Source organism: Pseudorhodobacter aquimaris (assembly GCF_001202025.1).
Classification (GTDB): domain Bacteria; phylum Pseudomonadota; class Alphaproteobacteria; order Rhodobacterales; family Rhodobacteraceae; genus Pseudorhodobacter; species Pseudorhodobacter aquimaris.
Map to the genome: position 1 here is coordinate 71,519 of NZ_LGHS01000066.1, position 24,681 is coordinate 96,199.

General features: G+C 57.7%; 20 protein-coding genes, 1 tRNA gene and 1 pseudogene. 17 read left to right on the forward strand and 5 right to left on the reverse strand.

Going from position 1 to position 24,681, the window contains the following annotated elements; translation table 11 throughout:
* Positions 1–49: 49 nt before the first annotated feature.
* The 5 genes from gpmI (at position 50) to AKU94_RS12010 (ending at position 5,485) form a co-directional block, all read left to right on the forward strand.
* A complete protein-coding gene (gpmI, locus tag AKU94_RS11990) occupies positions 50–1,564 on the forward strand; it encodes a 2,3-bisphosphoglycerate-independent phosphoglycerate mutase (protein WP_050527494.1) in 1,515 nt (504 codons plus the stop codon).
* Positions 1,561–2,685, forward strand: coding sequence for a murein hydrolase activator EnvC family protein (locus AKU94_RS11995; protein WP_050527495.1), 1,125 nt, complete (start codon positions 1,561–1,563; stop codon positions 2,683–2,685). Before gpmI ends, AKU94_RS11995 begins: the two co-directional genes overlap by 4 nt.
* Before the next feature lie 8 nt (positions 2,686–2,693).
* Entirely contained in the window at positions 2,694–4,031 is a 1,338-nt protein-coding gene (locus tag AKU94_RS12000) for a S41 family peptidase (protein WP_050527496.1), read from the forward strand.
* Between the two features lie 46 nt (positions 4,032–4,077).
* A complete protein-coding gene (locus AKU94_RS12005; protein ID WP_050527497.1) occupies positions 4,078–4,557 on the forward strand; it encodes an RNA pyrophosphohydrolase in 480 nt (159 codons plus the stop codon).
* Positions 4,558–4,666: 109 nt separating this feature from the next.
* Positions 4,667–5,485: a PRC-barrel domain-containing protein gene (locus AKU94_RS12010; protein ID WP_050527498.1), complete on the forward strand. Its 819-nt coding sequence runs from the start codon at positions 4,667–4,669 to the stop codon at positions 5,483–5,485.
* A gap of 56 nt (positions 5,486–5,541) precedes the next feature.
* Here AKU94_RS12010 and AKU94_RS12015 read toward each other — a convergent pair whose 3' ends face one another.
* Positions 5,542–6,390: a universal stress protein gene (locus AKU94_RS12015; RefSeq protein WP_050527598.1), complete on the reverse strand. Its 849-nt coding sequence runs from the start codon at positions 6,388–6,390 to the stop codon at positions 5,542–5,544.
* A gap of 197 nt (positions 6,391–6,587) precedes the next feature.
* Between AKU94_RS12015 and ccoN the strand changes: the two genes are divergently transcribed.
* Genes ccoN through ccoP form a run of 4 tightly spaced genes read left to right on the forward strand, consistent with a single transcriptional unit; the run spans position 6,588 to position 10,014 of the window.
* Positions 6,588–8,189: a cytochrome-c oxidase, cbb3-type subunit I gene (gene ccoN, locus AKU94_RS12020; protein ID WP_050527499.1), complete on the forward strand. Its 1,602-nt coding sequence runs from the start codon at positions 6,588–6,590 to the stop codon at positions 8,187–8,189.
* Positions 8,190–8,201: 12 nt separating this feature from the next.
* Positions 8,202–8,927, forward strand: coding sequence for a cytochrome-c oxidase, cbb3-type subunit II (gene ccoO, locus AKU94_RS12025; RefSeq protein ID WP_050527500.1), 726 nt, complete (start codon positions 8,202–8,204; stop codon positions 8,925–8,927).
* An 11-nt stretch (positions 8,928–8,938) separates the two neighbouring features.
* A complete protein-coding gene (locus tag AKU94_RS12030; protein WP_050527501.1) occupies positions 8,939–9,139 on the forward strand; it encodes a CcoQ/FixQ family Cbb3-type cytochrome c oxidase assembly chaperone in 201 nt (66 codons plus the stop codon).
* Positions 9,136–10,014, forward strand: a complete 879-nt coding sequence (ccoP, locus tag AKU94_RS12035) for a cytochrome-c oxidase, cbb3-type subunit III (protein WP_050527502.1) — start codon at positions 9,136–9,138, stop codon at positions 10,012–10,014. Before AKU94_RS12030 ends, ccoP begins: the two co-directional genes overlap by 4 nt.
* Positions 10,015–10,885: 871 nt before the next feature.
* Here ccoP and AKU94_RS19760 read toward each other — a convergent pair.
* From AKU94_RS19760 to AKU94_RS12050, 3 genes are all read right to left on the reverse strand, one after another.
* Positions 10,886–11,272, reverse strand: coding sequence for a hypothetical protein (locus AKU94_RS19760; RefSeq protein WP_050527503.1), 387 nt, complete (start codon positions 11,270–11,272; stop codon positions 10,886–10,888).
* Positions 11,273–11,517: 245 nt separating this feature from the next.
* Positions 11,518–11,694, reverse strand: coding sequence for a hypothetical protein (locus tag AKU94_RS12045; protein ID WP_157056532.1), 177 nt, complete (start codon positions 11,692–11,694; stop codon positions 11,518–11,520).
* A 710-nt stretch (positions 11,695–12,404) separates the two neighbouring features.
* A tRNA-Leu gene (locus AKU94_RS12050) sits at positions 12,405–12,489 on the reverse strand.
* Positions 12,490–12,637: 148 nt separating this feature from the next.
* On the opposite strand from AKU94_RS12050, the gene AKU94_RS12055 reads away from it, so the two are divergent.
* The 8 genes and pseudogenes from AKU94_RS12055 to fzlA all read left to right on the forward strand — a co-directional run bounded on the left by AKU94_RS12055 (position 12,638) and on the right by fzlA (position 23,280).
* Positions 12,638–13,624 carry a complex I NDUFA9 subunit family protein gene (locus tag AKU94_RS12055; protein WP_050527599.1) on the forward strand — a complete coding sequence of 329 codons (987 nt, stop codon included), beginning with the start codon at positions 12,638–12,640 and terminating at the stop codon, positions 13,622–13,624.
* A gap of 18 nt (positions 13,625–13,642) precedes the next feature.
* Positions 13,643–14,446, forward strand: coding sequence for an undecaprenyl-diphosphate phosphatase (locus tag AKU94_RS12060; RefSeq protein WP_050527505.1), 804 nt, complete (start codon positions 13,643–13,645; stop codon positions 14,444–14,446).
* Between the two features lie 162 nt (positions 14,447–14,608).
* On the forward strand, positions 14,609–16,045 hold the full coding sequence (locus AKU94_RS12065; RefSeq protein WP_050527506.1) for an NAD(P)-dependent oxidoreductase: 1,437 nt from the start codon (positions 14,609–14,611) through the stop codon (positions 16,043–16,045).
* Positions 16,046–16,094: 49 nt separating this feature from the next.
* Complete coding sequence (locus tag AKU94_RS12070) at positions 16,095–16,793, forward strand: hypothetical protein (protein WP_050527507.1); 699 nt, start codon at positions 16,095–16,097, stop codon at positions 16,791–16,793.
* The gene (locus AKU94_RS12075) at positions 16,783–17,157 is read left to right on the forward strand and encodes a hypothetical protein (RefSeq protein ID WP_050527508.1); all 375 of its coding nucleotides are present in this window, start codon (positions 16,783–16,785) and stop codon (positions 17,155–17,157) included. Before AKU94_RS12070 ends, AKU94_RS12075 begins: the two co-directional genes overlap by 11 nt.
* A 36-nt stretch (positions 17,158–17,193) precedes the next feature.
* Positions 17,194–21,734, forward strand: a pseudogene (gene gltB / locus AKU94_RS12080) (glutamate synthase large subunit).
* 88 nt (positions 21,735–21,822) lie between these two features.
* The gene (gene mtgA / locus AKU94_RS12085; protein WP_050527509.1) at positions 21,823–22,539 is read left to right on the forward strand and encodes a monofunctional biosynthetic peptidoglycan transglycosylase; all 717 of its coding nucleotides are present in this window, start codon (positions 21,823–21,825) and stop codon (positions 22,537–22,539) included.
* 75 nt (positions 22,540–22,614) lie between these two features.
* A complete protein-coding gene (fzlA, locus tag AKU94_RS12090; protein ID WP_050527510.1) occupies positions 22,615–23,280 on the forward strand; it encodes an FtsZ-binding protein FzlA in 666 nt (221 codons plus the stop codon).
* A 9-nt stretch (positions 23,281–23,289) separates the two neighbouring features.
* Here the strand turns inward: fzlA and AKU94_RS12095 are convergent, their stop codons facing one another.
* The gene (locus AKU94_RS12095; RefSeq protein ID WP_157056533.1) at positions 23,290–24,678 is read right to left on the reverse strand and encodes a nodulation protein NodH; all 1,389 of its coding nucleotides are present in this window, start codon (positions 24,676–24,678) and stop codon (positions 23,290–23,292) included.
* Positions 24,679–24,681: the final 3 nt, after the last annotated feature.

The window sequence follows — 24,681 nt, forward strand, 5'->3', positions numbered from 1 at the left end:
TGCAGGCTGGGCGTAAAACTTGTGTAACATCAGCGAAAAGGGCATAAAAATGACCGCTAAACCCGTAGTTCTGTGCATTCTGGATGGCTGGGGGTTGAATGATGACCACAGCGCAAACGCGCCGGTTCTTGCCAAGACGCCGAATTTTGACCGTTTGATGGCAATCTGCCCCCATGCGACGCTGATCACACATGGTCCTGATGTCGGTCTGCCACGCGGGCAAATGGGCAATTCCGAGGTTGGCCATACCAATATCGGCGCGGGCCGCGTGGTGGCGATGGACCTTGGCGCGATTGATCTGGCGATCGAGGAGGGTACCTTTGGCCAGAATCCGCAGCTTTTGGATTTTATCGCGCGGCTGAAGGTCACGGGCGGGGTGGCGCATCTGATGGGCGTGATCTCGGACGGGGGGGTGCACGGGCATGTCGCCCATGTGATCGCGGCGGCAAAAACGGTTGCGAATGCGGGTGTCCCCGTTGTGATCCATGCAATTACCGACGGGCGCGATGTGGCGCCCAGTTCGGCGCCCGAGCATATGGCGCGGCTGTTGGAGGGTCTACCTGAGGGCGCGCGCATTGGCACCGTGATCGGGCGCTATTGGGCGATGGACCGGGATAATCGTTGGGAACGGGTGGGCCGTGCCTTTGATGCGATGGTCGCCGCAAAAGGAGAGGCCGTCCCTGATGCGCAGGCCGCGATCTCGGCGGCGTATGCCCGCGGCGAAACGGATGAGTTTATCGCCCCTACGGTTCTGACCGGATATGAGGGCGCCAAGGCAGGGGACGGGTTTTACTGCCTCAACTTCCGCGCTGACCGTGCGCGTGAGATTTTGGCCGCCCTTGGCGATCCGGCGTTTGACGGTTTTGATGCCTCGGCGCGACCCGAATGGGCGGCGATGCTGGGGATGGTGGATTATTCGGTCAACCATAACGCCTATATGACGACGGCCTATCCCAAGCCGGTTTTGCACAACACGCTGGGTGAATGGGTGGCCAAACAGGGGCGCACACAGTTCCGGCTGGCGGAAACGGAAAAATACCCCCATGTGACGTTCTTTTTGAACGGCGGCTCCGAGGCGGTAAACACGGGCGAGGACCGCGCCATGCCAAAATCGCCCAAGGTCGCCACCTATGATCTGCAACCCGAGATGTCGGAACCCGAGGTGGCGGAGAAACTGGTGCAGGCGATAGAGCATGGTTATGACCTGATTGTGGTGAATTTTGCCAATCCCGACATGGTCGGACACACCGGCGATTTGTCAGCGGCGATGAAGGCCTGTGAGGCGGTGGATAGCGGTCTTGGGCTGGCGATTGCGGCATTGGAAAAGGCGGGCGGCGCGATGATTGTCACCGCCGATCACGGCAATTGCGAAACGATGGTGGACCCTGTGACCGGCGGGCCGCATACGGCACATACGACAAACCTTGTGCCGGTGATCCTGTTTGGAGGGCCAAAGGGCGCAGAGCTGCGCGACGGCCGTCTGGCCGATCTTGCGCCAAGCATCTTGCAGCTTATGGGCCTGCCGCAGCCTGATGAAATGACAGGGACAAGCCTGATCCAATGATCCGCGCTGCTGCCTTTGTTGCCGCCATGGTCTTTGCCGGGGTCGCCCCTGCGCAAACCGTGGGGGAGCAGGCGGCCAATGCCTCTGCCGCGCTGGCAGAGGCTGTTATGGCGATGGAAGAGGCGCAAACCAAACGCGACCGTGTGTCGGCCCTGACCCGTACAATTCAGGCCTATGAGCAGGGGTTGGGTGCGTTGCGCGAGGGGCTGCGCCAGGCTAAGGTGCGCGAGGCCTCTTTGTTGATCCAGTTCGATAGTGAGCGCAACCGAGTGGGCCAACTGCTTGGCGTTCTGGGACAGCTGGAGGCCACGCCGGGGCCATTGCTGCTGTTGCATCCCACGGGGCCTTTGGGAACCGCGCGATCGGGGATGATACTTGCCGAGGTGACGCCTGCGCTGCAGGCCGAAGTGGCACAGTTGCAGGCAGAGTTGACCGAGCTGCGCGACTTGCGGGCCTTGCAAATCGCGGCGGGCGCCGTGCTTGAAAACGGCCTGTCGGTGGCGCAAGCCGCGCGCAGCACGCTGTCACAGGCGATCTCGGAGCGCACGGCCCTGCCACGCCGCTTTACCGAAGATCCCGATGCCCTGCGCAGCCTGTTGGAAAGTGCGGATACTTTGGGCGCTTTTGTGGACGGGCTGGATCTGGATCTTGCAGGCAGCGATGCGTTGCGCAGCTTTGCCACTGCCAAGGGCAACTTGTTGCTGCCGACGCTTGGCAGCCTGTTGCGCCGTGCCAATGAGGCCGACGCCAGCGGCACCCGTCGCCCCGGCATGACCCTTTCCACACGCCCGCAGGCCTTGGTAACAGCGCCTTGGGCCGGCACCATCCGCTACCTCGGGCCGCTTCTTGACTACGGAAATGTGATCATCCTTGAACCCGGTGGCGGCTATCTTTTGGTGTTGGCAGGGCTAGAAACAGTCTACGGAGAGGTTGGCGAAGTGGTGGGCATCGGCGCACCCTTGGGCTTGATGGGCGGTAGCACCATGAAAAATAGTACAGAGTTTTTGGCCAGCGCGTCGGATGTGGGTGGTATACGCGAGACAGAAACGCTTTATATTGAGATCAGACAAGGCATCGAACCGGTCAACCCGGCCCCATGGTTCGCCGCAACAAAGGATTGACACGGGCAATGAAGAAATTCGCTATGGCCGCTTTGGGCGGCACTGTTGCAGGTATTTTGCTGACGACACAGATCGCAGGCCCCTTGCTGGCGCAAGAGGCAAAGAAAAATACAAGCGTTTATGAGCAGCTTGATCTGTTCGGCGACATCTTTGAACGCATCCGCGGGCAATATGTCGAGGAAACCGATACCAATGATCTGATCGAGGCGGCGATCAACGGGATGCTGACCTCGCTTGATCCGCATTCCAGCTACCTTGCGCCCAAGGATTTTGACGATATGCGCGTGCAGACACGCGGTGAATTTGGCGGGCTGGGCATTGAGGTTACGCAAGAAGAGGGCTTTGTCAAAGTCGTCTCGCCTATGGATGACACTCCTGCCGATGCCGCAGGGATTGAGGCGGGCGATTTCATCACCCATGTCGACGGTGAGTCGGTTCTGGGCCTGACGCTGGATGCGGCGGTTGATTTGATGCGCGGGCCTGTTGGCTCCGAGATCATCATCACCGTGGTGCGCGAAGGCTCGGCAGAGCCGTTTGACGTGTCGATCATCCGCGACACCATTAAACTGACCGCGGTACGCACCCGCACGGTCGGCAGCACCATTGTCGTGCGGATGACCACCTTTAATGACCAAACCTATCCGGGGCTGGAAACGGGGTTGAAAGAGTCTTCTGAAGAGTTGGGCGGCTGGGACAATGTAACCGGCGTCGTGCTTGATTTGCGCAATAATCCGGGTGGTTTGCTCAATCAGGCGATTCAGGTATCGGACGCTTTCCTTGAAAAGGGTGAGATCGTATCGACCCGTGGTCGTGAGGCCAGCGACGGTGAACGGTTCAATGCGCAAGCTGGTGATCTGACCGGGGGCAAGCCCTTGGTCGTCTTGATCAATGGCGGTTCCGCCTCGGCATCGGAAATTGTTGCGGGGGCGTTGCAAGACCACCGTCGCGCGATTGTCGTGGGCACTAAAAGCTTTGGCAAGGGGTCGGTGCAAACCATCATTCCACTGCGGGGTGACGGGGCGATGCGCCTGACCACGGCACGTTATTACACGCCGTCGGGGCGCTCTATCCAGGCGCTTGGCGTGGCACCTGATGTTATTGTGAAACAGCCGCCGCGCAAACCGCTGGAGGAAGAGGAAGAGCCGCTTTCGGCCGTTCAGGCCCGGACCGAGGCCTCGCTTCGTGGTGCTTTGGACAATGACTCCATGACCGAGGATGAGCGTAAGCAGCTGGAAGATGATCGCGCCCGCGAAGAAGAGGCCGCAAAGTTGCGTGAGGAAGATTACCAGCTTGCCTATGCGGTGGATATCCTCAAGGGCATCAACGCATTGTCCGTTCAGCCCTGATTTCAGCACCAAGGGGGCATTTTGCCCCCTTACCAAAGGCCATGATATGACAGATGCATCCCTTCTTCCTTATCGCCCTTGCGTGGGGGTGATGCTGATCAATGCAAAGGGATTGATCTTTGCAGGCCAGCGGCTGGATTCTGATGTGGCCGCATGGCAGATGCCCCAAGGCGGGATTGATGATGGCGAAAAGCCCCGCGTTGCCGCCCTGCGCGAGCTGTGGGAAGAGACTGGCGTTTCTGCGGATCTGGTGGAAAAGGTAACCAAGACCAAAGATTGGGTTACCTATGATCTTCCGCCGGAATTGCTGGGCAAGGTTTGGGGGGGCAAATATCGCGGCCAGCGGCAAAAGTGGTTCTTGTACCGGTTCACCGGCAGGGACGACCAGATCAACATCGCAACCGAACATCCCGAGTTTTCAGAATGGCGTTGGATCGGTGTCGATGAGATGATCGCCTCTATCGTGCCGTTCAAGCGCGCGGTGTATTTGCAGGTTGCCGATGCCTTTCGCGCGCATCTTGGATAACGGCCGGGTAAAACCTTTATAATTTCTTGGAACCAAAGAGGTCGCCGGAATGTTGTGTATGCAGAGCGCGGGAAATGGCGCTGAGTGAAACAACATACGGAGAACTGCAATGAAAAATCTTATGATTTCAAGCGCTTTGGTGGCCTTTTCGACCGTGGCTGCGCATGCACAAGTTACTGATATGTTCCGCAGCGTCGCTGTCGCTGACGAGGTGTACGCATCGGAATTTATCGGTGCGCGTGTCTATGCAGCCGAGACACGGGTCGAGGCCAGCTCTACGAATGGTGTGCAGGACGAATGGGATGATATCGGTGAGATCAACGATGTGATCTTGTCCCGTGACGGCGCTGTTGATGCGGTCTTGGTCGATATCGGTGGCTTCCTTGGTATGGGTGAGCGTCAGGTCGCGGTGAATATGAGCGCGCTGCGGTTCATCTCGGATGACTCGACAGAAGACGATCCGGATGATTATTTTCTGGTTATGACGGCGGCGGATGTGAACATCCAACAAGCCCCCGAATATCAGCCAATGTCACGCAGCATTGCTGATGCAGGCCACACTGCAGGCGAGGCCACAATGCCAGAAACAACGCCTGGCATGGGTGTCGGGGGTGCAGATCCCTTCATGCGCGAGGGCTACTCCCCCGCCGAACGTGAGGTGCTGACCGCAGAGCGTCTGACCGGTGCACGTGTCTATGATGGGAATGACAACGACGTGGGCGAAGTCGGCCAATTGGTCCTTGACGCCGATGGTCAGGTTAGTGCCGCAGTGATTGATGTCGGTGGTTTCCTAGGGATGGGCGAAAAGCCGGTCTCGTTGGACCTGTCAGAACTGACAATCTTGCGGGCTGATGCGGGCGATGATCTCCGCGTCTATGTCTCGCAGACCAAAGAAGAACTGGAAGCGATGCCTGATTACGCCGAGTAACCGCGCCAAGCTGATAGTGTTGGCCCGCGTCCTGTAAAGGGCGCGGGCCGATTTCGTTAGTGGGCCATGAAAACTGGCACTTCGGCTGTTTCCAGCATGTTGCGGGTCGCCCCGCCCAAGATCGCCTCACGAAAGCGCGAGTGGCCATAAGCCCCCATCACCAGCATATCAGCGTCCATGTCATTCACATGGCGCGCAAGAACGTCTGAAACCCGCGGCATCGTGCGTGCCAGAACCGAAACCTCGGCCTTGACGCCGTGGCGCACCAGCATCTGGCACAGCGCCCCGCCGGGGTCAGAGCGTTCGGCACCATGCTTTGGCGGATCAACGATGGTGATCCAGACGTTATCGGCTTTTTTCAGAAAGGGCAGGGCGCGGCGGATGGCAATAAGCCCCTCGCGGCTTTGATTCCAGGCGACAACGATGCGTTTGCCGATCTTGCTGGCGTCAAGCGGCGCGTCGGGCACGACCAGAACCGGGGCCTGCCCCTCGAACATTGCTGATTCGATGATCGCCTCTTCTTCATCGCCGCGACCGTCGCCATAGGGTTTCCCGAGGATCACCAGATCAGAGAAACGTGCGCGCAGGGCGACCAGATCGGCCACCCCCCCCACCATCGCCACGGCGCCTTCGGATGACCAGCGCAATGTCGGGCTGGCAGCCGCGGCGGCCGTACGCACCGCATCCTCGATCGCCTTTACATCGTTTGTTGCGTTTTCGATTGCGGCCTGCATAACGATTGCACCTGCACCCACATAGGAATATCCGATTTGCGTGCGGTCAACGCCCATAGCCAGAACCTCAAGATGCGCGTCCTGATCGGTGGCGAGAGAGGCGGCGGTTGCAAAGGTCTGCGGCGCGCGCGCGACATCGGCGCAAATCGTGAGTAGGGATTTGTAAGCCATGATAGAAATCTCCTGCTGTGACATCACACCACCTTAACTACTGAAATTGTCTAGTGCATTGATACGGGTCAAGTGTTTACAATGATCTCATTGACATGGATCAAGGCGGCTGACTGCCTGACAATTAGAAGGCAGCCTGTGAACGAATACCCGGTCAGGCATTGAACCCAAACCGGGTTAGGACGAAGGGACGCAAAATGTGGGATTATATTAAATTGATCGTGCTTGGCTTGATCGTGGTGCTTGCCGCGATTGCAGCTAATTACGCGCGCGATCCGGCCTATATGGTCAACGCGCTGACGATCATGTTGGCGGCGGGGGCTGTATTTCTGTGGACCTTGCGCCACGCCGATGAGCCGAAACCTGTGGCACCGCAAAATGAATATTTTGACGGGGTTGTGCGGGCGGGTGTGATTGCGACCGCCCTTTGGGGTGTTGTCGGGTTCTTGGTCGGCGTGATCATCGCCTTCCAGTTGGCCTATCCGGAACTTAATTTCGAGTGGGCGCAGGGCTATGCCAACTTTGGCCGTTTGCGGCCTTTGCATACTTCGGCGGTTATCTTTGCCTTTGGCGGGAACGCGTTGATTGCGTCGTCATTCTATGTGGTGCAACGCACAAGCGCGGCACGGCTTTGGGGCGGCAACCTTGGTTGGTTCGTTTTCTGGGGCTATCAGTTGATGATCGTCATGGCCGCAACCGGCTATTTGCTGGGGGCGACCCAGTCCAAAGAATATGCCGAGCCTGAGTGGATGACCGACTGGTGGTTGACCGTTGTCTGGCTTGCCTATCTTGCCGTGTTCCTTGGCACACTTATCAAGCGTAAAGAGCCGCATATCTATGTGGCCAACTGGTTCTACCTTGCGTTCATCATCACTGTGGCGATGCTGCATGTGTTTAATAATCTGAGCATCCCAGTCTCTTTGTTTGGTTCCAAATCGGTTCAGGTGTTCTCTGGCGTGCAAGATGCGATGGTGCAGTGGTGGTATGGCCACAACGCTGTGGGCTTTTTCCTGACGGCGGGTTTCCTTGGCATGATGTATTACTTCGTGCCGAAACAGGCCGAGCGTCCTGTGTTCAGCTACAAGCTGTCGATCATTCACTTCTGGGCGCTGATCTTCCTTTATATCTGGGCCGGTCCGCACCACTTGCACTATACCGCGCTGCCTGATTGGGCCGCGACGCTCGGGATGGTCTTTTCGATCATGCTCTGGATGCCAAGCTGGGGTGGGATGATCAACGGCCTGATGACGCTTTCGGGTGCATGGGACAAGCTGCGCACCGATCCGATTATCCGGATGATGGTGGTCAGCATCGGCTTTTACGGCATGTCGACCTTTGAAGGCCCGATGATGTCGATCAAGGCCGTGAACTCCCTGTCGCATTACACCGACTGGACCATCGGTCACGTCCACTCCGGCGCGCTTGGCTGGAATGGGATGATCACCTTTGGCGCGCTGTACTATCTGACGCCAAAGCTGTGGAACCGCGAAGGGCTCTATAGCCTGAAGCTCGTCAGCTGGCACTTCTGGCTTGCCACGATCGGGATCGTTCTTTACGCCTCCTCGATGTGGGTGACGGGCATCATGGAAGGCCTGATGTGGCGCGAAGTTGATGCGAACGGCTTCCTCGTGAACGCCTTTGCCGATACCGTTGTTGCCAAGTTCCCGATGCTTGTGGTGCGTGGATTGGGTGGGGTTATGTTCCTGACCGGTTCGCTTATCATGTGCTATAATCTGTGGATGACCGTGAAAGCGCAGCCCGAACGGGCAAGCGACAACGCGTTCGTTCCTGCTGAATAACCGGAGGGAACAATGGCTTTTCTTGACAAACACAAGGTCATCGAGACCAACGCGACCTTGCTGCTGGTTCTGTCCTTTCTGGTGGTAAGCATCGGTGGTCTGGTTCAGATCGTACCGCTGTTCTATCTTGAGAACACAATCGAGAAGGTGGAGGGGGTTCGCCCCTACACCCCGCTGGAACTGGCCGGACGTGATATTTATGTCCGTGAGGGTTGCTATACCTGCCACAGCCAGATGATCCGCCCGATGCGCGACGAGGTGGAGCGTTACGGCCACTATTCGCTGGCGGCGGAATCGATGTATGACCACCCGTTCCAATGGGGGTCCAAGCGGACGGGGCCGGACCTTGCCCGCGTGGGCGAGCGTTATTCCGACGCCTGGCATGTCGATCACCTGACCAACCCGCAATCGGTGGTGCCCGAATCGATCATGCCGAAATACGGCTTCTTGTCGCGCAAGGTGATCGACGGTGAATATATCGGTGACACCATGAAGGTACACCGCATCGTGGGCACGCCTTATACCGACGAGATGATGGAAAACGCGGTTGCGGATTTCCAGGCACAGGCGGACCCGGATTCCGATTATGACGGCTTGCTGGAACGCTATGGCAAGGCGACTGTGCGCAACTTTGACGGCTCTCCGGCATTGACCGAAATGGATGCGCTGGTGGCCTATTTGCAAGTGTTGGGGACGATGGTCGACTTCTCGACCTTCCAACCTGACGCAAGCCGGTAAGGGGGGCGATCATGGACACCTATAGCATATTGCGTGAATTCGCCGACAGCTGGATGCTTCTGATTTTGACTTTGGTCTTTACCGGGGTAATCTTTTGGGCCTTTCGGCCCGGCAGCCGCTCCATCCATAACGAGGTTGCCGCATCCATCTTTCGCAACGATGACAAACCCGCCACGGACCCGGCGGACCGACCCAATGAGGCGCGGAAATGAGTAAAAAATCCATACGTCACCAAGAGGGCGATCCGGAAACCACTGGCCACAGCTGGGACGGGATCGAAGAGTTTGACAATCCCATGCCACGCTGGTGGTTGTGGACCTTCTATGTCTGTATCTTCTGGGCGCTTTTGTATTCGATCGCCTATCCGGCATGGCCTATGATCAGCCGCGCGACGCCGGGCTTGCTTGGCGCCTCTACGCGGGCGGATGTCGCGGCGGAAATTCAAGAGTTTTCCGACCGTCTGGCACCGATTCGCGCCAAGCTAGAAGCGGCTGAGCTGACCGAGATTTCGTCTGATCCAGAACTGGCGGGCTATGCCAATAACGCCGGTGCTGCCGTGTTCCGTACATGGTGCGCACAGTGTCATGGCTCGGGCGCCGCCGGGGTTCAGGCGTCGGGTTATCCGAACCTGCTGGATGATGACTGGCTTTGGGGCGGCGATATTGAGGCGATCCACACCACGATCACCCATGGTATCCGTAATACCACTGATGAAGATGCCCGTATTTCCGACATGCCGCGTTTCGGTGCGGATGAGTTGCTGGAAGAACCGGAGATCGATCAGGTCGTACAGCATGTTATGGCCATCTCGGGGCAAGAGCATGATGCGGAAATGGCCACGGCAGGGGCAGTGGTGTTTGAGGAAAACTGTGCCGCCTGTCATATGGAAGACGGCACCGGAAATCGAGATCTGGGCGCGCCAAATCTGACGGATGCGATCTGGCTCTATGGCGGTGATACCGAGGCGTTGACTTATTCGGTCTATTATTCGCGCGGAGGTGTGATGCCGAATTGGGCACCGCGTTTGTCAGAGGCAGATATCCGCTCGGTCGCAACCTATGTCCACGGATTGGGCGGTGGCGAGTAAGCGATCCTGTTAAAAAAAGGTCCCTCCGGTTTGGGCTGACTCATTTTGGACGTTGGGCCATAGCCGCCGGGAAGCAAATTGCTTCCCGGCGGCTATACATTCAATTCTGCCGCCAGCGCGCGAACTGATATTAGACGTTGAAAATGCCTTTTTTAATTTTCTGCGGCTAGACCAATATCACATGGACTTACCTTTGCGGTGTACGTGCAAGGTACACCGCCGGAGATGTCAGCCTTCAACCCCACGGCTGTGATGGCACATGGTTTGGGCTCCGCGACACCTGATAGCTTTTCCGGCCTGTTGCAGGAAGTGGTTGCTAAAACGCTTGGGCCGATACTCATTCGGTGGCGCGTGTAAGATTGGCCGACCATGCATGGCGCAATGAAGGCTTGTCTAAGGGAGCGACCAGCTTAGACGAGAGAACCGCACCCTCAGGGGGGCATCCTAAAAAGTAAAGCAGTTCTTCGGGCGCCAAAAGCCGTGAGAGGGCTTAAGTATATCAAAGAACGGCAATTTGTAGTTCCGTCAGCGTGCCTTTTTCAGGTTGTGTACGTCAGGATGGGGTGCCTGCGCGGATGCCGCAGTCGCCCATCAAAGAGCAATCCCAACTCAGTCAAATCAAGCCGCAAACGGCCGTAACCGCCTGATTGGCACCGCCTGCCTGATTTTGGCGTGATGGGTTAAGGCACCTGCATTGCGACGTCGTTAGTGACGTGTCTTATGCGGAGGGTGTCATGCGAGGCGAGGTTTTAGGTATTGGGCGGTGGCGCTGAAATGATGATGACAAGCTGGCGATCGTTTCGTCTGTCGGGATTAACGGAGCGACGCTCACGCATTTTGCGCATCGGCACGATGTGACGCGCCAGCAGATTTACCGATGGCAGTATGAGTTGAAGAAGACCCGCGCGCCAGACCAGCGCACATGCGCGTCGATCGCGTCCGGCCCCGCGAGGCCCCAGTCAGTCTCGAGCCGACAGCGGCTGGGAAGGGCGCGCAGGATCTCGAGCAAGACCCCAATACATATCCGGGCGTGGTCGAGCAGATCCCGGAGATCCTCTGCGGTAGACTCCGGCTCGAGATGTAGCTGGTCTAGCGTCTCGAGCGCTTCGGCAGCCTGATTCCTACCGGTCTGAGCCAGTAGGCGGCCGAGCGTGTCACGTTCGGCGTCGAGCCAGCTGCCAAGACTGCCCAGGGCCAGGTCCAAGATGGATACGCCCGCCACGGGCGCGGCAAAATGCGTGAAAACGATCGAGTTCATGGCGAAACCTCCGTGATCGAAAGTTTGGGGCAACTCTGCCCAAGGGCCGCATCGGATGGAACGGCGAGTTCGCCGCCGTGGCCGTCAAGAAGGAGATCGGAAGGAGACCATGTGGTTGAGGTCCTGTTTTTCTGCGGTCGAAGTGAATATTAGCCATTTCAGCAGCAACGAAGGAAAATCCCGTAAAGTCGGTTCAGTGCGCTCCATTGGAGGCGGCACGCAAGCACCGGAGCATCCGAATCTCATCATGTGCGGACACCGGTCGGATCGGCGTCAGCGTAGATGTCGACGAAGGCGAGGCGGTTCGGTCGGCCGTTATGCGAGTGCGCCGAAATTCTGAGATGAGGAAGGTCGGGGTTGGCTGCCCGGAACGCTTGCTCGGCCCAACCCAGATGCTCGGGGCGCTCGTCTTTCGTGTGCATGTCGTTAAGTCTCCTTCTGATACAAGGAAGCTTGGCCAGAACGACCTTGAACGAAGGATAAATCATCGACGGCGCTTAGAATTTGCGATTTAATATGTTTGTAATCCCTGATCAAATGCTTGCGCTTTATGAACATGCATTTGCCCATCGAGACCGACCTCGTTGAGAAACAGCAATGCATTTAAGATGGACCCGGCGCATTATGCGCGGGTTTTGTGGTCAGCAGTCGTGCGCAGCCGTGGACGCGTTGCCGTCGGTTAGGTGCGCCATCAGAATCTCATGTCAGGCGGCACGATTCCGCGCCAATCTGACGGTACGTTCATACTCAGTCTCCGCTTTCTTGATCGCTTTCAATTGCTTTTCGAGATGAAGCACTACGGGCACGAAGACTTCTCCGTCCGGACGATCGGATACAGCACGGATCATGAGGTCGAGCGCCGGTTTGAGGCGTGAGGGTGACGGTTTCATTTTGCCCCTGGCGACAGTGTTGCCAGGAGGAATTCGGTTCAAAGGGAGAGTGCCGGAAATCGAGCCGAAATTCTTTTCGTTCGGTCGTCGTCGGCGGCCTGCGGTCCACATGCAGCGTTGCGATCCGAACCTTCTCGAAAGCCGGATGGTGGGCCAGCTATGCAGAACTGTTTGGCAGTTGTGATCGGGACAACAAAAAACCCTCGAAAACCGAAGTTTTCAAGGGTTTTTGGGGTTGACATTGGTGCCCAGGAGAGGACTCGAACCTCCACGCCTTGCGGCACACGGACCTGAACCGTGCGCGTCTACCAGTTCCGCCACCTGGGCAGGTGTCGTGGGGGCGGTGTAATGCGGGGTTGTGGTACTGTCAACGGGTATTAATCAAAAATCATGCGTCCTTTTGTTGCTTGTTTGAAAAGGCTTGGAGGGATATGCAGATACCCGTATGAAAAGCTTTCAGATGGAGGCAGGACGGATGAGCAAACTGGTCACAATCTATGGCGGTTCGGGTTTTGTGGGGCGTTATATTGCCCGGCGTATGGCGCATGCCGGATGGCGGGTGCGCGTTGCGGTGCGGCGACCGAATGAGGCGCTCTTTGTGCGAACCTATGGTGTGGTTGGTCAGGTAGAACCTGTCTTGTGCAACATTCGTGATGACGCGTCGGTTCAGCGGGCATTGCAGGGCGCGCAGGCTGTGATCAACTGCGTTGGCACCTTTGACGCGCGTGGCAAGAATAACTTTGCGGCAGTGCAGGCCGAGGGTGCCGGTCGCATTGCGCGGCTTGCAGCCCAGGAGGGTGTCGACCGGCTGGTGCAAATTTCGTCTATCGGCGCGGATGCCGATGCGAAAAGCGAATATTCGCGCACCAAAGCCAAAGGTGAGGCAGCCGTTTTGGCGGCATTCCCGAGCGCCACGATTTTGCGGCCTTCGGTCATCTTCGGGACCGAGGATGCTTTCTTCAACCGTTTTGCCGGCATGTCTGGCTTGACACCTGTTTTGCCTGTTGTTGGCGCGGATACTCGGTTTCAGCCGGTATTCGTGGATGATGTGGCGCAGGCTGCTGAAGTGGCGGCAACAGGTGCGGCAACTCCGGGCGTCTATGAACTTGGCGGGCCTGAGGCGGCGAGTTTTCGTGATCTGATGAAGAAAATGCTGAAGGTGGTGCAGCGCCGTCGCTTGGTGTTGAACATCCCGTTTTTTGCGGCATCTGCTATGGCGGCGATCTTTGATTTCCTGTCTATGCTGACGGGTGGCTTGGTCAAGAACAAGATCCTGACCCGCGATCAGGTCAAAAGTCTGGCTGTCGATAATGTGGTTGCCGATGGGGCAAAGGGCTTTGCCGATCTGGGGATCAAACCGGTGTCGATGGATGCGATGCTGCCTGAATACCTGTGGCGTTTTCGCCCGTCGGGTCAGTATGCGGCGATCAAAGACAGCGCGAAGAACCTGCGCAAAGTTTAATATAAGAAAGGGCCAACGATGGCCGATACCACTCTGGCAGCCCTGTTTCTGGGTGTACTTGAGGGGCTGACGGAGTTTATTCCTGTTTCCTCTACGGGTCATATTCTGTTGGCCGGCCATTTCATCGGCTTTGAAAGCTCTGGCAAGACCTTTGAGGTCGTGATCCAGTTGGGCGCGGTGCTTGCTGTTTTGTCGGTCTATGCGGCAAAGCTGTGGGGTTTGTTCCGTGCGGCACCGCATGACCCAGCAGCACGCAGGACAATCCTGTCGGTTCTGGTCGCGTTTTTGCCGGCAGTTTTCATTGGTGTGCTTGCGCATGATTTCATCAAGACGGTTCTGTTTGAAAGCCCGCGCCTGATTTCGGTGATGTTGATCCTTGGGGGCATTGTTTTGGCGTTCGTGGACCGCATCGCGCCGGAACCGCGTTATGATGATGCGATGAAGCTGCCACTGGGCGTCGCGCTCAAGATCGGGTTCATCCAATGTCTTGCGATGATTCCGGGGGTGTCGCGTTCGGGGGCGACGATCGTCGGGGCCTTGATGCTGGGGGCTAATAAACGTGCTGCGGCCGAGTTTTCGTTCTTCCTGTCGATGCCGACGATGGGTGGTGCGTTCGCCTATGACCTCTATAAAAACTACGATGTGCTGGATGCCGGTGCGATCAATGAGATCGCCATCGGCTTTGTTGCTGCATTCATCTCGGCCATTTTCGTTGTACGCTGGCTGTTGGGATATGTCAGCCGCCATGGCTATGCCCTGTTTGGCTGGTGGCGAATCATCATTGGCGTCCTTGCTTTTGCGGCGCTTTCGTTGGGGCTATAAGTTGGTAGGTAAGTATTACTGACCTGTAATTGATAAAAAAAAGCACAAGCTGAGGCAGAAAGTTAAAAATACTGCCAATTAGGTAAGCATTGCTGACTTTTAATTTATTGGCCAGCGCAGTATCACGACACCCTGACCTAAATTCTTCAGGGAGGCGCCTTCATGGCCCAGGAAAAAATGCTTCGCTTCGTTACGGTTGCCCGTGAGATGCCTGAAAAGCGCCCACCTGATCTACGCTCCCAGGATTTTCATGAAATTTACCGCGAATATGCCGCTGACAAAGCGGCAGAGCAGGCCGCGCGGTGCAGCCAATGTGGCGTGCCCTATTGCCAGTCGCATTGCCCTTTGCACAATAATATCCCCGACTGGCTGCGCCTGACTGCCCAAGGCCGCCTGCAAGAAGCCTATGAGCTGTCGCAAGCCACCAATACCTTCCCCGAGATTTGCGGCCGCATTTGCCCGCAAGACCGGCTTTGCGAAGGCAACTGTGTGATTGAACAATCGGGCCACGGCACGGTGACAATCGGCGCGGTTGAAAAGTACCTGACGGATACGGCTTGGGAAAACGGCTGGGTCAAGCCGATCAAACCAGCACAGGAACGCACCGAAAGCGTTGGCATCATCGGGGCCGGGCCGGGCGGTCTGGCGGCTGCGGATGTCTTGCGTCGCGCGGGTGTGCAGGTCACGGTTTACGACAGCTATGATCGGGCGGGGGGGCTGATGACCTATGGCATTCCCGGCTTCAAGCTGGAAAAGCCCATCGTGATGCAGCGCGTAGAGCAACTGGAAACGGCAGGCGTGCAGTTTGTGATGAATTGCACTGTTGGCAGGGATCTGACCTTTGACGCGATCCGGGGGCGGCATGATGCGGTGCTGATCGCGACTGGTGTATACAAGGCCCGCGACCTGCCCGTGCCGGGTGTCGGCGCAAAAGGGATTGTCCCCGCGCTGGAGTTTCTGACCGCCAGCAACCGCAAGAGCTTTGGCGATGATGTGCCTGCCTATGACGATGGTACGCTGAACGCGGCGGGCAAGCGGGTGGTGGTTATCGGCGGTGGTGATACGGCGATGGACTGTGTGCGCACGGCGATCCGCGAAGGGGCCGTCAGCGTGAAGTGCCTCTATCGCCGCGACAAGGCGAATATGCCGGGCAGCCAGCGTGAAACCCAGAACGCCGAAGAGGAAGGTGTCGACTTTGTTTGGCTTGCCGCGCCAAAAGGCTTTACCGGCGGTGAGTCGGTTGAGGGCGTGATGGTGCAAAAGATGCGCCTTGGCGCGCCGGATGCCACGGGCCGTCAAAGCCCTGAGGTGATCGAGGGTGCCGATTATATCGAGCCTGCCGATCTGGCGATCATGGCACTGGGCTTCGAACCCGAAGACCTGCCGACCCTCTGGGATCAGCCTGGGTTGGAAGTGACCCGCTGGGGCACGATCAAGGCCGGTTTTGCAACCCATGCGACCAATCTGCCCGGCGTTTATGCCGTGGGCGATATCGTGCGCGGTGCCAGCCTTGTGGTCTGGGCAATCCGTGACGGGCGTGAGGCGGCGGCGTCGATGCTTGCCTATATCTCGCAGGAACAGATCGTCGCGGCAGAGTAGCCATGACAATGGTTAAACCCATTGTCTAGTCAAACGGAAAGGTGTTGATATGCGCAGTCAGATCCTAGCGCTGATTTGTCTTGTGGCGGCCCCGACGGGGGCGGCTGCGGGGTCATTCAACCCGCCTGCGGGTTGTAGCGCCTATTTGACCGTTCAGTCGCGGTCGTGCCGTGTCTCAAATTATTACACCTGTAGTCAGGATCCGTCGGGCGACCAGTGGCGCGCAGATTTTGACCAGCAGGGGCTGTTTTTTGTCAGCCGCGTGGATTTTGAGGGCCAATGGGTCGAAAGCTATGAGGTAAACCCCATGGTCCGGCAAACGCTGGACCCGGGGGCCGAAGATCCCGCCTCTTTCACCGAGCTTTTGGGTGGGCTGGACAGCTATGCCTTTAACCTGAGCCGTGACAATGGCGAACAGAGCCGCGTGCGTGGCTTTGACCGTTTGACGGGCGCATCGGTACAGATTGACGGGATTTCCCTGCTGGAAACCGAGTTTGAATATAGCGAGACGGATCCGGCAGGCAATTTGCTGCGTCGGTCACGCGGGAGGGAATATATCCACCCTGAATGGCGGGTATTCTTTTCAGGTCCATCCGAATGGGATGGGGGTGCGGGTTATCTGCCCATGGATGGCAGTCCGGTGGAATTTATCTTTCCCGATGAGCCGGGGTTCCTGTCCAGCCAGCCGGTGTTTGAATGTGATGCGATTTTAAGCAGCTATGCCAAAGGGCCCGCAGATGGAAGTTGAGCTGGAAGTCGGTGAATTCTACACCAGCGAGCAGGACGGATTTGACCCTGTGGTCATCTGGCTGGGCCGTGTTGACCAACCCGAAGACATTGAGGGCGTCGCCGCCGAGCCGGTGCTAAGCCTGATGATCCGCGCGGCTGACGAGGGCAGCCCCGTGATCGAGATGGCCCCCTTTTGGCAAGGCGTCGTCATGGCTGCCGAGTTTATGGAGGCAGACCCGTTTTATGTCGATGAGGCGGTGTTTGAGGATAGCTACCACATCTGGCGCAGCGCCTATGACCAAGGGGAGGCCTTCCCCTGGACGATGTCGCCCAATGAGGTCTACGCCCGGATGCTGGACGAAATGGATGATGAAGACGCGTAAAGCGACACCTGTAATTTTTCTGACGGAGCAAAACCAATGACAAACTCCCCCGTTTACGATGCTGCCTGGGTTGCTGCCGAGGAAGCGAAACGCGCCTATATGGACGCAAATAGCCTGTATAAATCCGAGGATGAGCACGCCTCTTGTGGGGTCGGGCTGGTCGTTTCCATCTCGGGGAAGCCAAGCCGCGCAGTCGTGCAAAACGGCATTAACGCGCTCAAGGCGATCTGGCACCGCGGGGCTGTTGATGCCGATGGCAAAACCGGTGACGGCGCGGGGATCCATGTGCAGATCCCGGTCGAATTCTTCTATGACCAAGTGCGCAGAACGGGGCATGAACCCGACACCACCAAGATGATTGCCGTCGGTCAGGTTTTCTTGCCGCGCACGGATTTCGGCGCGCAGGAACGGTGCCGGACTATTGTCGAAACCGAAGTTTTGCGCATGGGCCACAGGATTTATGGCTGGCGCCATGTGCCGGTCGAAACATCTGTTCTGGGCGAAAAGGCCAACGCCACCCGCCCCGAGATCGAACAGATCCTGATTCGTTGCGATCAGGACATAGAAGAAGAACAGTTCGAGCGTGAGCTTTATATCATCCGCCGCCGTATCGAAAAAGCGGCCGCTGCGGCCCAGATCGGCGGGCTTTATCTGTGCAGCCTCTCGTGCCGCTCGATCATCTATAAGGGCATGATGCTGGCCGAGGAGGTTGCGGTTTTCTATCCCGACCTGATGGATGAGCGTTTTGAGTCTGCCTTTGCGATTTACCACCAGCGCTATTCGACCAATACTTTCCCGCAGTGGTGGTTGGCCCAGCCGTTCCGCATGCTGGCCCATAACGGTGAGATTAACACCCTGAAGGGCAACGTAAACTGGATGCGCAGCCATGAGATCCGCATGGCCTCTGCTACGTTTGGCGATATGGCGGATGATATCAAACCGATCATTCCGGCGGGTGCCTCGGATAGTGGTGCGCTGGATGCGGTGTTTGAGGTGATGGTACGCTCGGGGCGCAACGCGCCCTTTACCAAGACCATGTTGGTGCCTGAGGCGTGGAGCAAAACCACAACCGATATGCCCAAGGCTTGGGCCGATATGTATGCCTATTGCAACGCGGTGATGGAGCCATGGGACGGCCCCGCGGCGTTGGCGATGACCGATGGCCGCTGGGTTTGCGGCGGGCTTGACCGTAACGGTTTGCGTCCGATGCGCTATGTCGTCACCGGCGATGGTTTGCTGATTGCAGGCTCCGAGGCGGGCATGGTGCCGGTGGATGAGGCCAATGTGCGCGAAAAAGGCGCGCTTGGGCCGGGTCAGATGATTGCCGTCGATATGCAGGAAGGCAAGCTTTACCACGACGGCGTGCTCAAGGATAAGCTGGCTCTGCCCAGCCCTTTGGCGACTGGATTGAAAAGGTGGTGGAGCTGAATGAATATCTGATCAACCTGCCTGAACATGCCGGATTTACCGGTGCCGAGCTGCGCAAGCGCCAGATCGCGGCCGGTTATTCACTTGAAGAACTGGAACAGGTTCTGGCCCCGATGGCCGAGGATGGCAAAGAGATGATCGCCTCGATGGGGGATGATACGCCTGCCGCGGTGCTGTCGTCGGTTTACCGGCCATTGTCGCATTTCTTCCGGCAGAACTTCAGTCAGGTCACCAACCCGCCCATCGACAGCTTGCGCGAAAGCCGGGTGATGAGCCTGAAAACACGTTTCGGGAACCTGAAAAACGTGCTGGATGAAGGCAGCAGCCAGACCGAGATTCTGCTGCTTGAAAGCCCGTTCATCGCCAATGCCGAATTTGACGCGATGATGGACCATTTTGGCGCGACGGTATCGGTGATCGACTGTACCTTCCCCACCGGCCCGGATGCCCTGCGTGAGGGTCTGGAACGGATCCGTGCCGAGGCCGAAGATGCCGTGCGTTCGGGCGCTGGCCACCTGGTTTTGACGGATGAACACCAAGGGCCGGACCGCGTGGCGATGCCGATGATCTTGGCCACAAGTGCTGTGCACAGTTGGCTGACACGCAAAGGGTTGCGGACGTTTTGTTCGATGAACCTGCGCTCGGCCGAATGTATCGACCCGCATTATTTCGCCGTGTTGATCGGCTGCGGCGCGACCACTGTGAACGCCTATCTTGCACAAGACAGCATCGCCGACCGCATTTCGCGCAATCTGATCGAAGGTAGCTTGACCGAGGCGATGGCGCGCTACCGTGCGGCGATTGATGCGGGTCTCCTCAAGATCATGTCCAAGATGGGGATCTCGGTTTTGTCGTCCTATCGTGGGGGGCTGAACTTTGAGGCCGTCGGCCTGTCGCGCGCGATGGTTGCGGAATATTTCCCCGGCATGCACAGCCGGATTTCCGGCATCGGCGTTTCCGGCATCCAGCACAAGCTGGAAGAGGTCCACGCACGCGGGTGGCTTGGCAGGGCAGAGGTTCTGCCAATCGGCGGCATCTATAAATCGCGGAAATCAGGCGAAAAACACGCTTGGGAAGCGCAGACGATGCATATGTTGCAATCGGCCTGTGATCGCGCCAGCTTTGATCTGTGGAAGCAATACTCCGCCGCGATGCAGGCCAATCCGCCGATCCACCTGCGCGATCTGCTGGCGATCAAATCCTTGGCCAAGCCGGTGCCGATCGAGGAAGTGGAAAGCATCACCTCCATCCGCAAACGGTTCGTGACGCCGGGGATGTCGCTGGGGGCGCTCTCTCCCGAGGCGCATAAAACCCTGAATGTTGCGATGAACCGCATCGGCGCCAAATCCGACAGCGGCGAGGGCGGCGAAGATCCGGCGCACTTCCTGCCCGAGGCCAATGGGGATAACCCTTCGGCCAAGATCAAGCAGGTCGCCTCTGGCCGCTTTGGCGTGACGGCGGAATATCTGAATGCCTGCGAAGAGCTGGAGATCAAGGTCGCGCAAGGGGCCAAACCGGGCGAAGGCGGGCAGTTGCCGGGGATGAAAGTTACCGAGTTGATCGCAAGGCTGCGCCACTCGACGCCGGGGGTGACGCTGATCTCACCACCGCCGCACCATGACATCTATTCCATCGAGGATCTGGCACAGCTGATCTATGATCTCAAACAGATCAACCCGCGTGCCAAGGTGACGGTGAAACTGGTATCAAGTTCGGGCGTTGGTACGATTGCGGCCGGCGTGGCCAAGGCCAAGGCCGATGTGATTCTGATCTCGGGCCATAACGGCGGCACCGGTGCCAGCCCGGGCACCTCGATCAAATATGCGGGTCTGCCGTGGGAGATGGGCCTGACCGAGGCGCATCAGGTGTTGAGCATGAACAACCTGCGCGAACGGGTTACCCTGCGGACCGATGGCGGCCTGCGTACGGGGCGCGATATCGTGATGGCGGCAATGCTGGGGGCCGAAGAATACGGTATCGGCACCGCGGCATTGATCGCGATGGGCTGCATCATGGTGCGTCAGTGCCAAAGCAACACTTGCCCGGTTGGCGTCTGTACCCAGAATGACGAGTTGCGCAAGAAGTTCACTGGCAATGCGGATAAGGTGGTGAACCTGATCACCTTCTATGCGCAAGAGGTTCGGGAAATCCTTGCCTCTATCGGCGTGCGCTCGCTGGATGAGATTATCGGCCGTGCGGACTTGCTGTCGCAGGTCAGCCGTGGGTCGGCGCATCTGGATGATCTGGACCTGAACCCGCTGTTGATCACTGTCGATGGTGCGCAGCGGATCACCTATGACCGGTCCAAGCCGCGCAATGCGGTGCCTGATACGCTGGATGCCGAGATTATCCGCGATGGTGCGCGTTTCTTTGAGGATGGCGAAAAGATGCAGCTGTCCTATGCCGTGCGTAACACGCATCGGACGATCGGTACGCGGGCGTCCAGCCATATCATCAAACGCTTTGGCATGCGCAACACTTTGCAAGAGGATCACTTGACGGTGAAACTCTCGGGATCTTGCGGGCAGTCGTTGGGCGCATTTGCGGCCCGGGGCCTGAAGCTGGAGGTGTATGGTGATGCGAACGACTATGTTGGCAAGGGGCTTTCGGGCGGTACAATCGTGGTGCGTCCGCAGATGTCCAGCAGGTTGGATGCGTCACGCAATACCATCATCGGTAATACTGTGCTCTATGGTGCGACAGATGGTAACCTGTTTGCCTGTGGCCGTGCCGGTGAACGTTTTGCCGTGCGCAATTCGGGCGCTTCGGTGGTGATCGAGGGCTGTGGCACCAATGGTTGCGAATATATGACCGGCGGTGTTGCGGTTATCCTCGGCTCTGTCGGGGCGAACTTCGGGGCGGGGATGACGGGCGGTATGGCCTATCTCTATGACCCGGACGGGGTGGCCGAGGATTTCATCAACCCTGAAAGCCTTGTCACCTGTGCCGTCAGCAATCCGCATTGGGAAGCGCAGCTGCGTGGTTTGATCGAACGTCACGTTGCAGAGACCGGCAGCCTGAAGGGTCAGGAGATCCTGAATGACTGGGCGCATGAGCGGGCGAATTTCCTGCAAGCCTGCCCCAAAGAGATGCTCGCCCATATTCCGCATCCGCTGAGTGATGAGCGGGATGCAGTACCGGCGGAATAATACCTCAGGCCCGGCGGAACATTTCGCCGGGCCTGATTTTTACCCTGCTCCGGCTTGAACGCAGGCTGGCTTCATGGCTTAACGGGGCATGGCAAAGCGCAGCAGGAAAACCAAAACCAAATCAAAACCCTTGCGACCGGGGCGCTGGCTTCTGCGCTGGTTGATGCGGGCCGCGCTGTTGGTTGTGGCGGTTATGTTCTTTGGGGTGCTGCTGTTTTCCGTGATCAATCCGCCCACGACCTTTTATATGTGGCAAGAGGGGCAGCGTCTTGGCGGTGTCAAACACGAATGGGCCGATTGGGATGAAATCGCGCCTGTCATGCTGCGCTCTGCGGTTGCGGCAGAGGATGCGAATTTCTGCCTGCATTGGGGTTTTGACATGCGGGCAATTCGGGCCGCGATTGATGAAGGTGGCAATCGCGGTGCCTCCACGCTTAGCCAGCAGGTCGTGAAGAATGTGTTCCTGTGGCACGGCCGCAATTATACGCGCAAGGCCGCCGAGGCGCTGATTACCCCGATGATGGAGCTGGTCTGGTCCAAGCGCCGTATTCTTGAGGTCTATCTGAATGTGGCGGAGTTTGATGACGGGGTGTTCGGGGTCAAGGCCGCCGCTGCCCATTATTTCGCGGCTGAGCCGATGGATCTGACCCCTGTGCAGGCGGCGCGTCTGGCCGCCGTTCTACCCGCTCCGAAAACCCGCAACGCCGAGAATCCCACAGCACAGTTGCGAAAGCGTTCGGCCTCTATCCTCGATGGCGCGGAGACGATTCGCCGTGATGGTCGGGCCGCCTGTTTTGCGCAATAAGCGTGATGCGGGATTGAATTTTAGGCCCAATGGCAGATAAAAAGGCCGGGCGTCTTTGTTGAAGGCTACAATCTGATGAACCGTCTATATCATTTCCCCCTGTCCCCCTTTTGCCGCAAAGTCCGGCTGACCCTTGCGGAAAAGAAGATGGAAGTGGAGCTGGTTGAGGAGCGCTATTGGGAACCTTCGGCCGAGTTTTTGCGGCGCAATCCTGCGGGTAAGGTGCCGATCCTCAAGATGGACAGCAAGATGTTGTCCGAAAGTCAGGCGATCTGCGAATATATCGAGGAAACCAACCCGACACCGCCGCTGATGCCGCGCGATGCCGAGGAACGGTTCGAGGTGCGTAGGCTATGTGCTTGGTTTGATGACAAATTCCATAAGGAAGTCACGTCCAATCTGGTCTATGAGCGCGTGAATAAGAAGGTAATGAAGCTGGGCTATCCCGATAGCAAGGCGGTAAAGCTTGGGGCGCAGCGGATAAAATACCATCTGGATTATATGGCGTGGCTGCTGGATCAACGGCGCTGGCTTGCCGGGGATGTGATGACCCTCGCTGATTTCACAGCCGCTGCCCATCTGAGCTGTCTGGACTATATTTCAGATGTCGACTGGAACCGGTCCAATAACGTCAAGGACTGGTATGCGAAAATCAAATCGCGCCCTGCGTTCCGCCCGCTTTTGGCCGATCAGGTGCCGGGCTTTCCACCGCCATCCCATTACGCCGATCTGGATTTTTAGGCCCCGATCCTATTTCCAGTTTCCAAACCCATAGCCCATGTAATCGCGGCCATAGGCGTCCCGGGTCGCGGCCTCAATTTCCTCGTCGTAAATCTGGCTAAGAATATCCATCGCGGGATCGGGCGCCGAGGGCAGGGGCGGGCACTCTATGCCAAGCTCGCTTGCGATAAAGCCAAGACCCATGGCAAGGCTTTCCTCTCTTAATACAAGATCAGGTCCCTGGAATTGTGCGAACCCTTGGATTACTGCGGTTTGGCTGGCAAAATGCGGGTCGATCCGCAGGCCGGTTTGCCCCGCGACATTGAGTTTGAGAAACCGCAGGAAATCCAGAAACGCCTGCCGGTGCGCATCAAGTGGCATCATCGTGCCGGGCTTGGGCAGAGCGATCTTGTAGCTTTTGATCAAACCTTCCCGGATTTTCGGCAAGGCCCCCGTCAGGATATGACTGCAAAATCCGGCATGGGCGCGGGCGACCGGATGACGCAATACGGTAAAGCTGCGATGCTTGGGCGTATTGCGCAACCATTGCCGCAGGGTCTTCTGGCTGAAATTCCCTGTCAGCGGTCCCAGACCGGCTAGCCATTGTGTGACGCTATCCTCTGGCCCGCCGCGCAGGGGCATGTAAACCGCCCCACCTGCGGCCACAAAAGAGGGGACCGCGGGCGCGCGCCGTGGTTCAAAATTTGGCGTACGGGACAGGTTGAAACGGTCAAGCTTTGCAAGGGCGGCGACCATTTCGTCGAAGTTCTCGACCTTATCGGAAATCTCTTCGGGATTTTGTTTTTTGAGCGTGCCATCCGGTGCGGCGAGCGTCCCCTCAATTCCCAAAAACCGGCCAAGGCCGTTCAGAACATCGGTGTCGTTGATATCCTCATAATCGATGTAGAAGGCGGTCTGGCCGCTGGTTTGCAACCCATGCATCAGGCGGAGCTGGAAATCCTGTAATTGTGCCAGATGGTCAGAAAATTCGGTTGCATCAAAATACGCCTTGGCTGTTTTCAGACGCTTTGCCTGTGTCAGTTTCCATTGGCCGGTGGCTTGTGCGATTTTCCAGCTGACATAGCTTTCCACAGGGTTGCGGGTCAAGATCACCTTTGCACAGCGCGGATCGGATAGCACAGCGGGCAGCACCCGTGGGTCGTGGTCGTGAAAATACCGGAAGCCGGACAACCCCTCGGTCTGTGCGCGCATCTGTTGCAACAGCAGCAGGGGATCAGCTTCTCGCTGGGCCAAGGTGACCCCGAAAGCTTCGTCTTGGTTCAACTTGCCGATGAAATGTGGGTTAAACGCCTCACCATAGCAGGCGACCCTAGGCATCGCGTTGAGGTTTGCCTCAAGGAAATTACTGCCGGTGCGCATTTCCGCAAGCAGGACAAAGCTGTCAAATGGTTGTCTCAAAGC

Excerpts from the sequence above, each read along its gene's own strand:
- fzlA (WP_050527510.1), top strand. The coding sequence starts at position 22,615 with ATGAACCGTCTATATCATTTCCCCCTGTCCCCCTTTTGCCGCAAAGTC.
- ccoN (WP_050527499.1), top strand. The coding sequence starts at position 6,588 with ATGTGGGATTATATTAAATTGATCGTGCTTGGCTTGATCGTGGTGCTT.
- AKU94_RS11995 (WP_050527495.1), top strand. The coding sequence starts at position 1,561 with ATGATCCGCGCTGCTGCCTTTGTTGCCGCCATGGTCTTTGCCGGGGTC.
- AKU94_RS12015 (WP_050527598.1), bottom strand. The coding sequence starts at position 6,390 with ATGGCTTACAAATCCCTACTCACGATTTGCGCCGATGTCGCGCGCGCG.
- AKU94_RS12010 (WP_050527498.1), top strand. The coding sequence starts at position 4,667 with ATGAAAAATCTTATGATTTCAAGCGCTTTGGTGGCCTTTTCGACCGTG.
- AKU94_RS12060 (WP_050527505.1), top strand. The coding sequence starts at position 13,643 with ATGGCCGATACCACTCTGGCAGCCCTGTTTCTGGGTGTACTTGAGGGG.
- mtgA (WP_050527509.1), top strand. The coding sequence starts at position 21,823 with ATGGCAAAGCGCAGCAGGAAAACCAAAACCAAATCAAAACCCTTGCGA.
- AKU94_RS12065 (WP_050527506.1), top strand. The coding sequence starts at position 14,609 with ATGGCCCAGGAAAAAATGCTTCGCTTCGTTACGGTTGCCCGTGAGATG.
- AKU94_RS12075 (WP_050527508.1), top strand. The coding sequence starts at position 16,783 with ATGGAAGTTGAGCTGGAAGTCGGTGAATTCTACACCAGCGAGCAGGAC.
- AKU94_RS12000 (WP_050527496.1), top strand. The coding sequence starts at position 2,694 with ATGAAGAAATTCGCTATGGCCGCTTTGGGCGGCACTGTTGCAGGTATT.
- ccoO (WP_050527500.1), top strand. The coding sequence starts at position 8,202 with ATGGCTTTTCTTGACAAACACAAGGTCATCGAGACCAACGCGACCTTG.
- gpmI (WP_050527494.1), top strand. The coding sequence starts at position 50 with ATGACCGCTAAACCCGTAGTTCTGTGCATTCTGGATGGCTGGGGGTTG.
- AKU94_RS12055 (WP_050527599.1), top strand. The coding sequence starts at position 12,638 with ATGAGCAAACTGGTCACAATCTATGGCGGTTCGGGTTTTGTGGGGCGT.
- ccoP (WP_050527502.1), top strand. The coding sequence starts at position 9,136 with ATGAGTAAAAAATCCATACGTCACCAAGAGGGCGATCCGGAAACCACT.
- AKU94_RS19760 (WP_050527503.1), bottom strand. The coding sequence starts at position 11,272 with ATGAACTCGATCGTTTTCACGCATTTTGCCGCGCCCGTGGCGGGCGTA.
- AKU94_RS12030 (WP_050527501.1), top strand. The coding sequence starts at position 8,939 with ATGGACACCTATAGCATATTGCGTGAATTCGCCGACAGCTGGATGCTT.
- AKU94_RS12005 (WP_050527497.1), top strand. The coding sequence starts at position 4,078 with ATGACAGATGCATCCCTTCTTCCTTATCGCCCTTGCGTGGGGGTGATG.
- AKU94_RS12070 (WP_050527507.1), top strand. The coding sequence starts at position 16,095 with ATGCGCAGTCAGATCCTAGCGCTGATTTGTCTTGTGGCGGCCCCGACG.
- AKU94_RS12045 (WP_157056532.1), bottom strand. The coding sequence starts at position 11,694 with ATGCACACGAAAGACGAGCGCCCCGAGCATCTGGGTTGGGCCGAGCAA.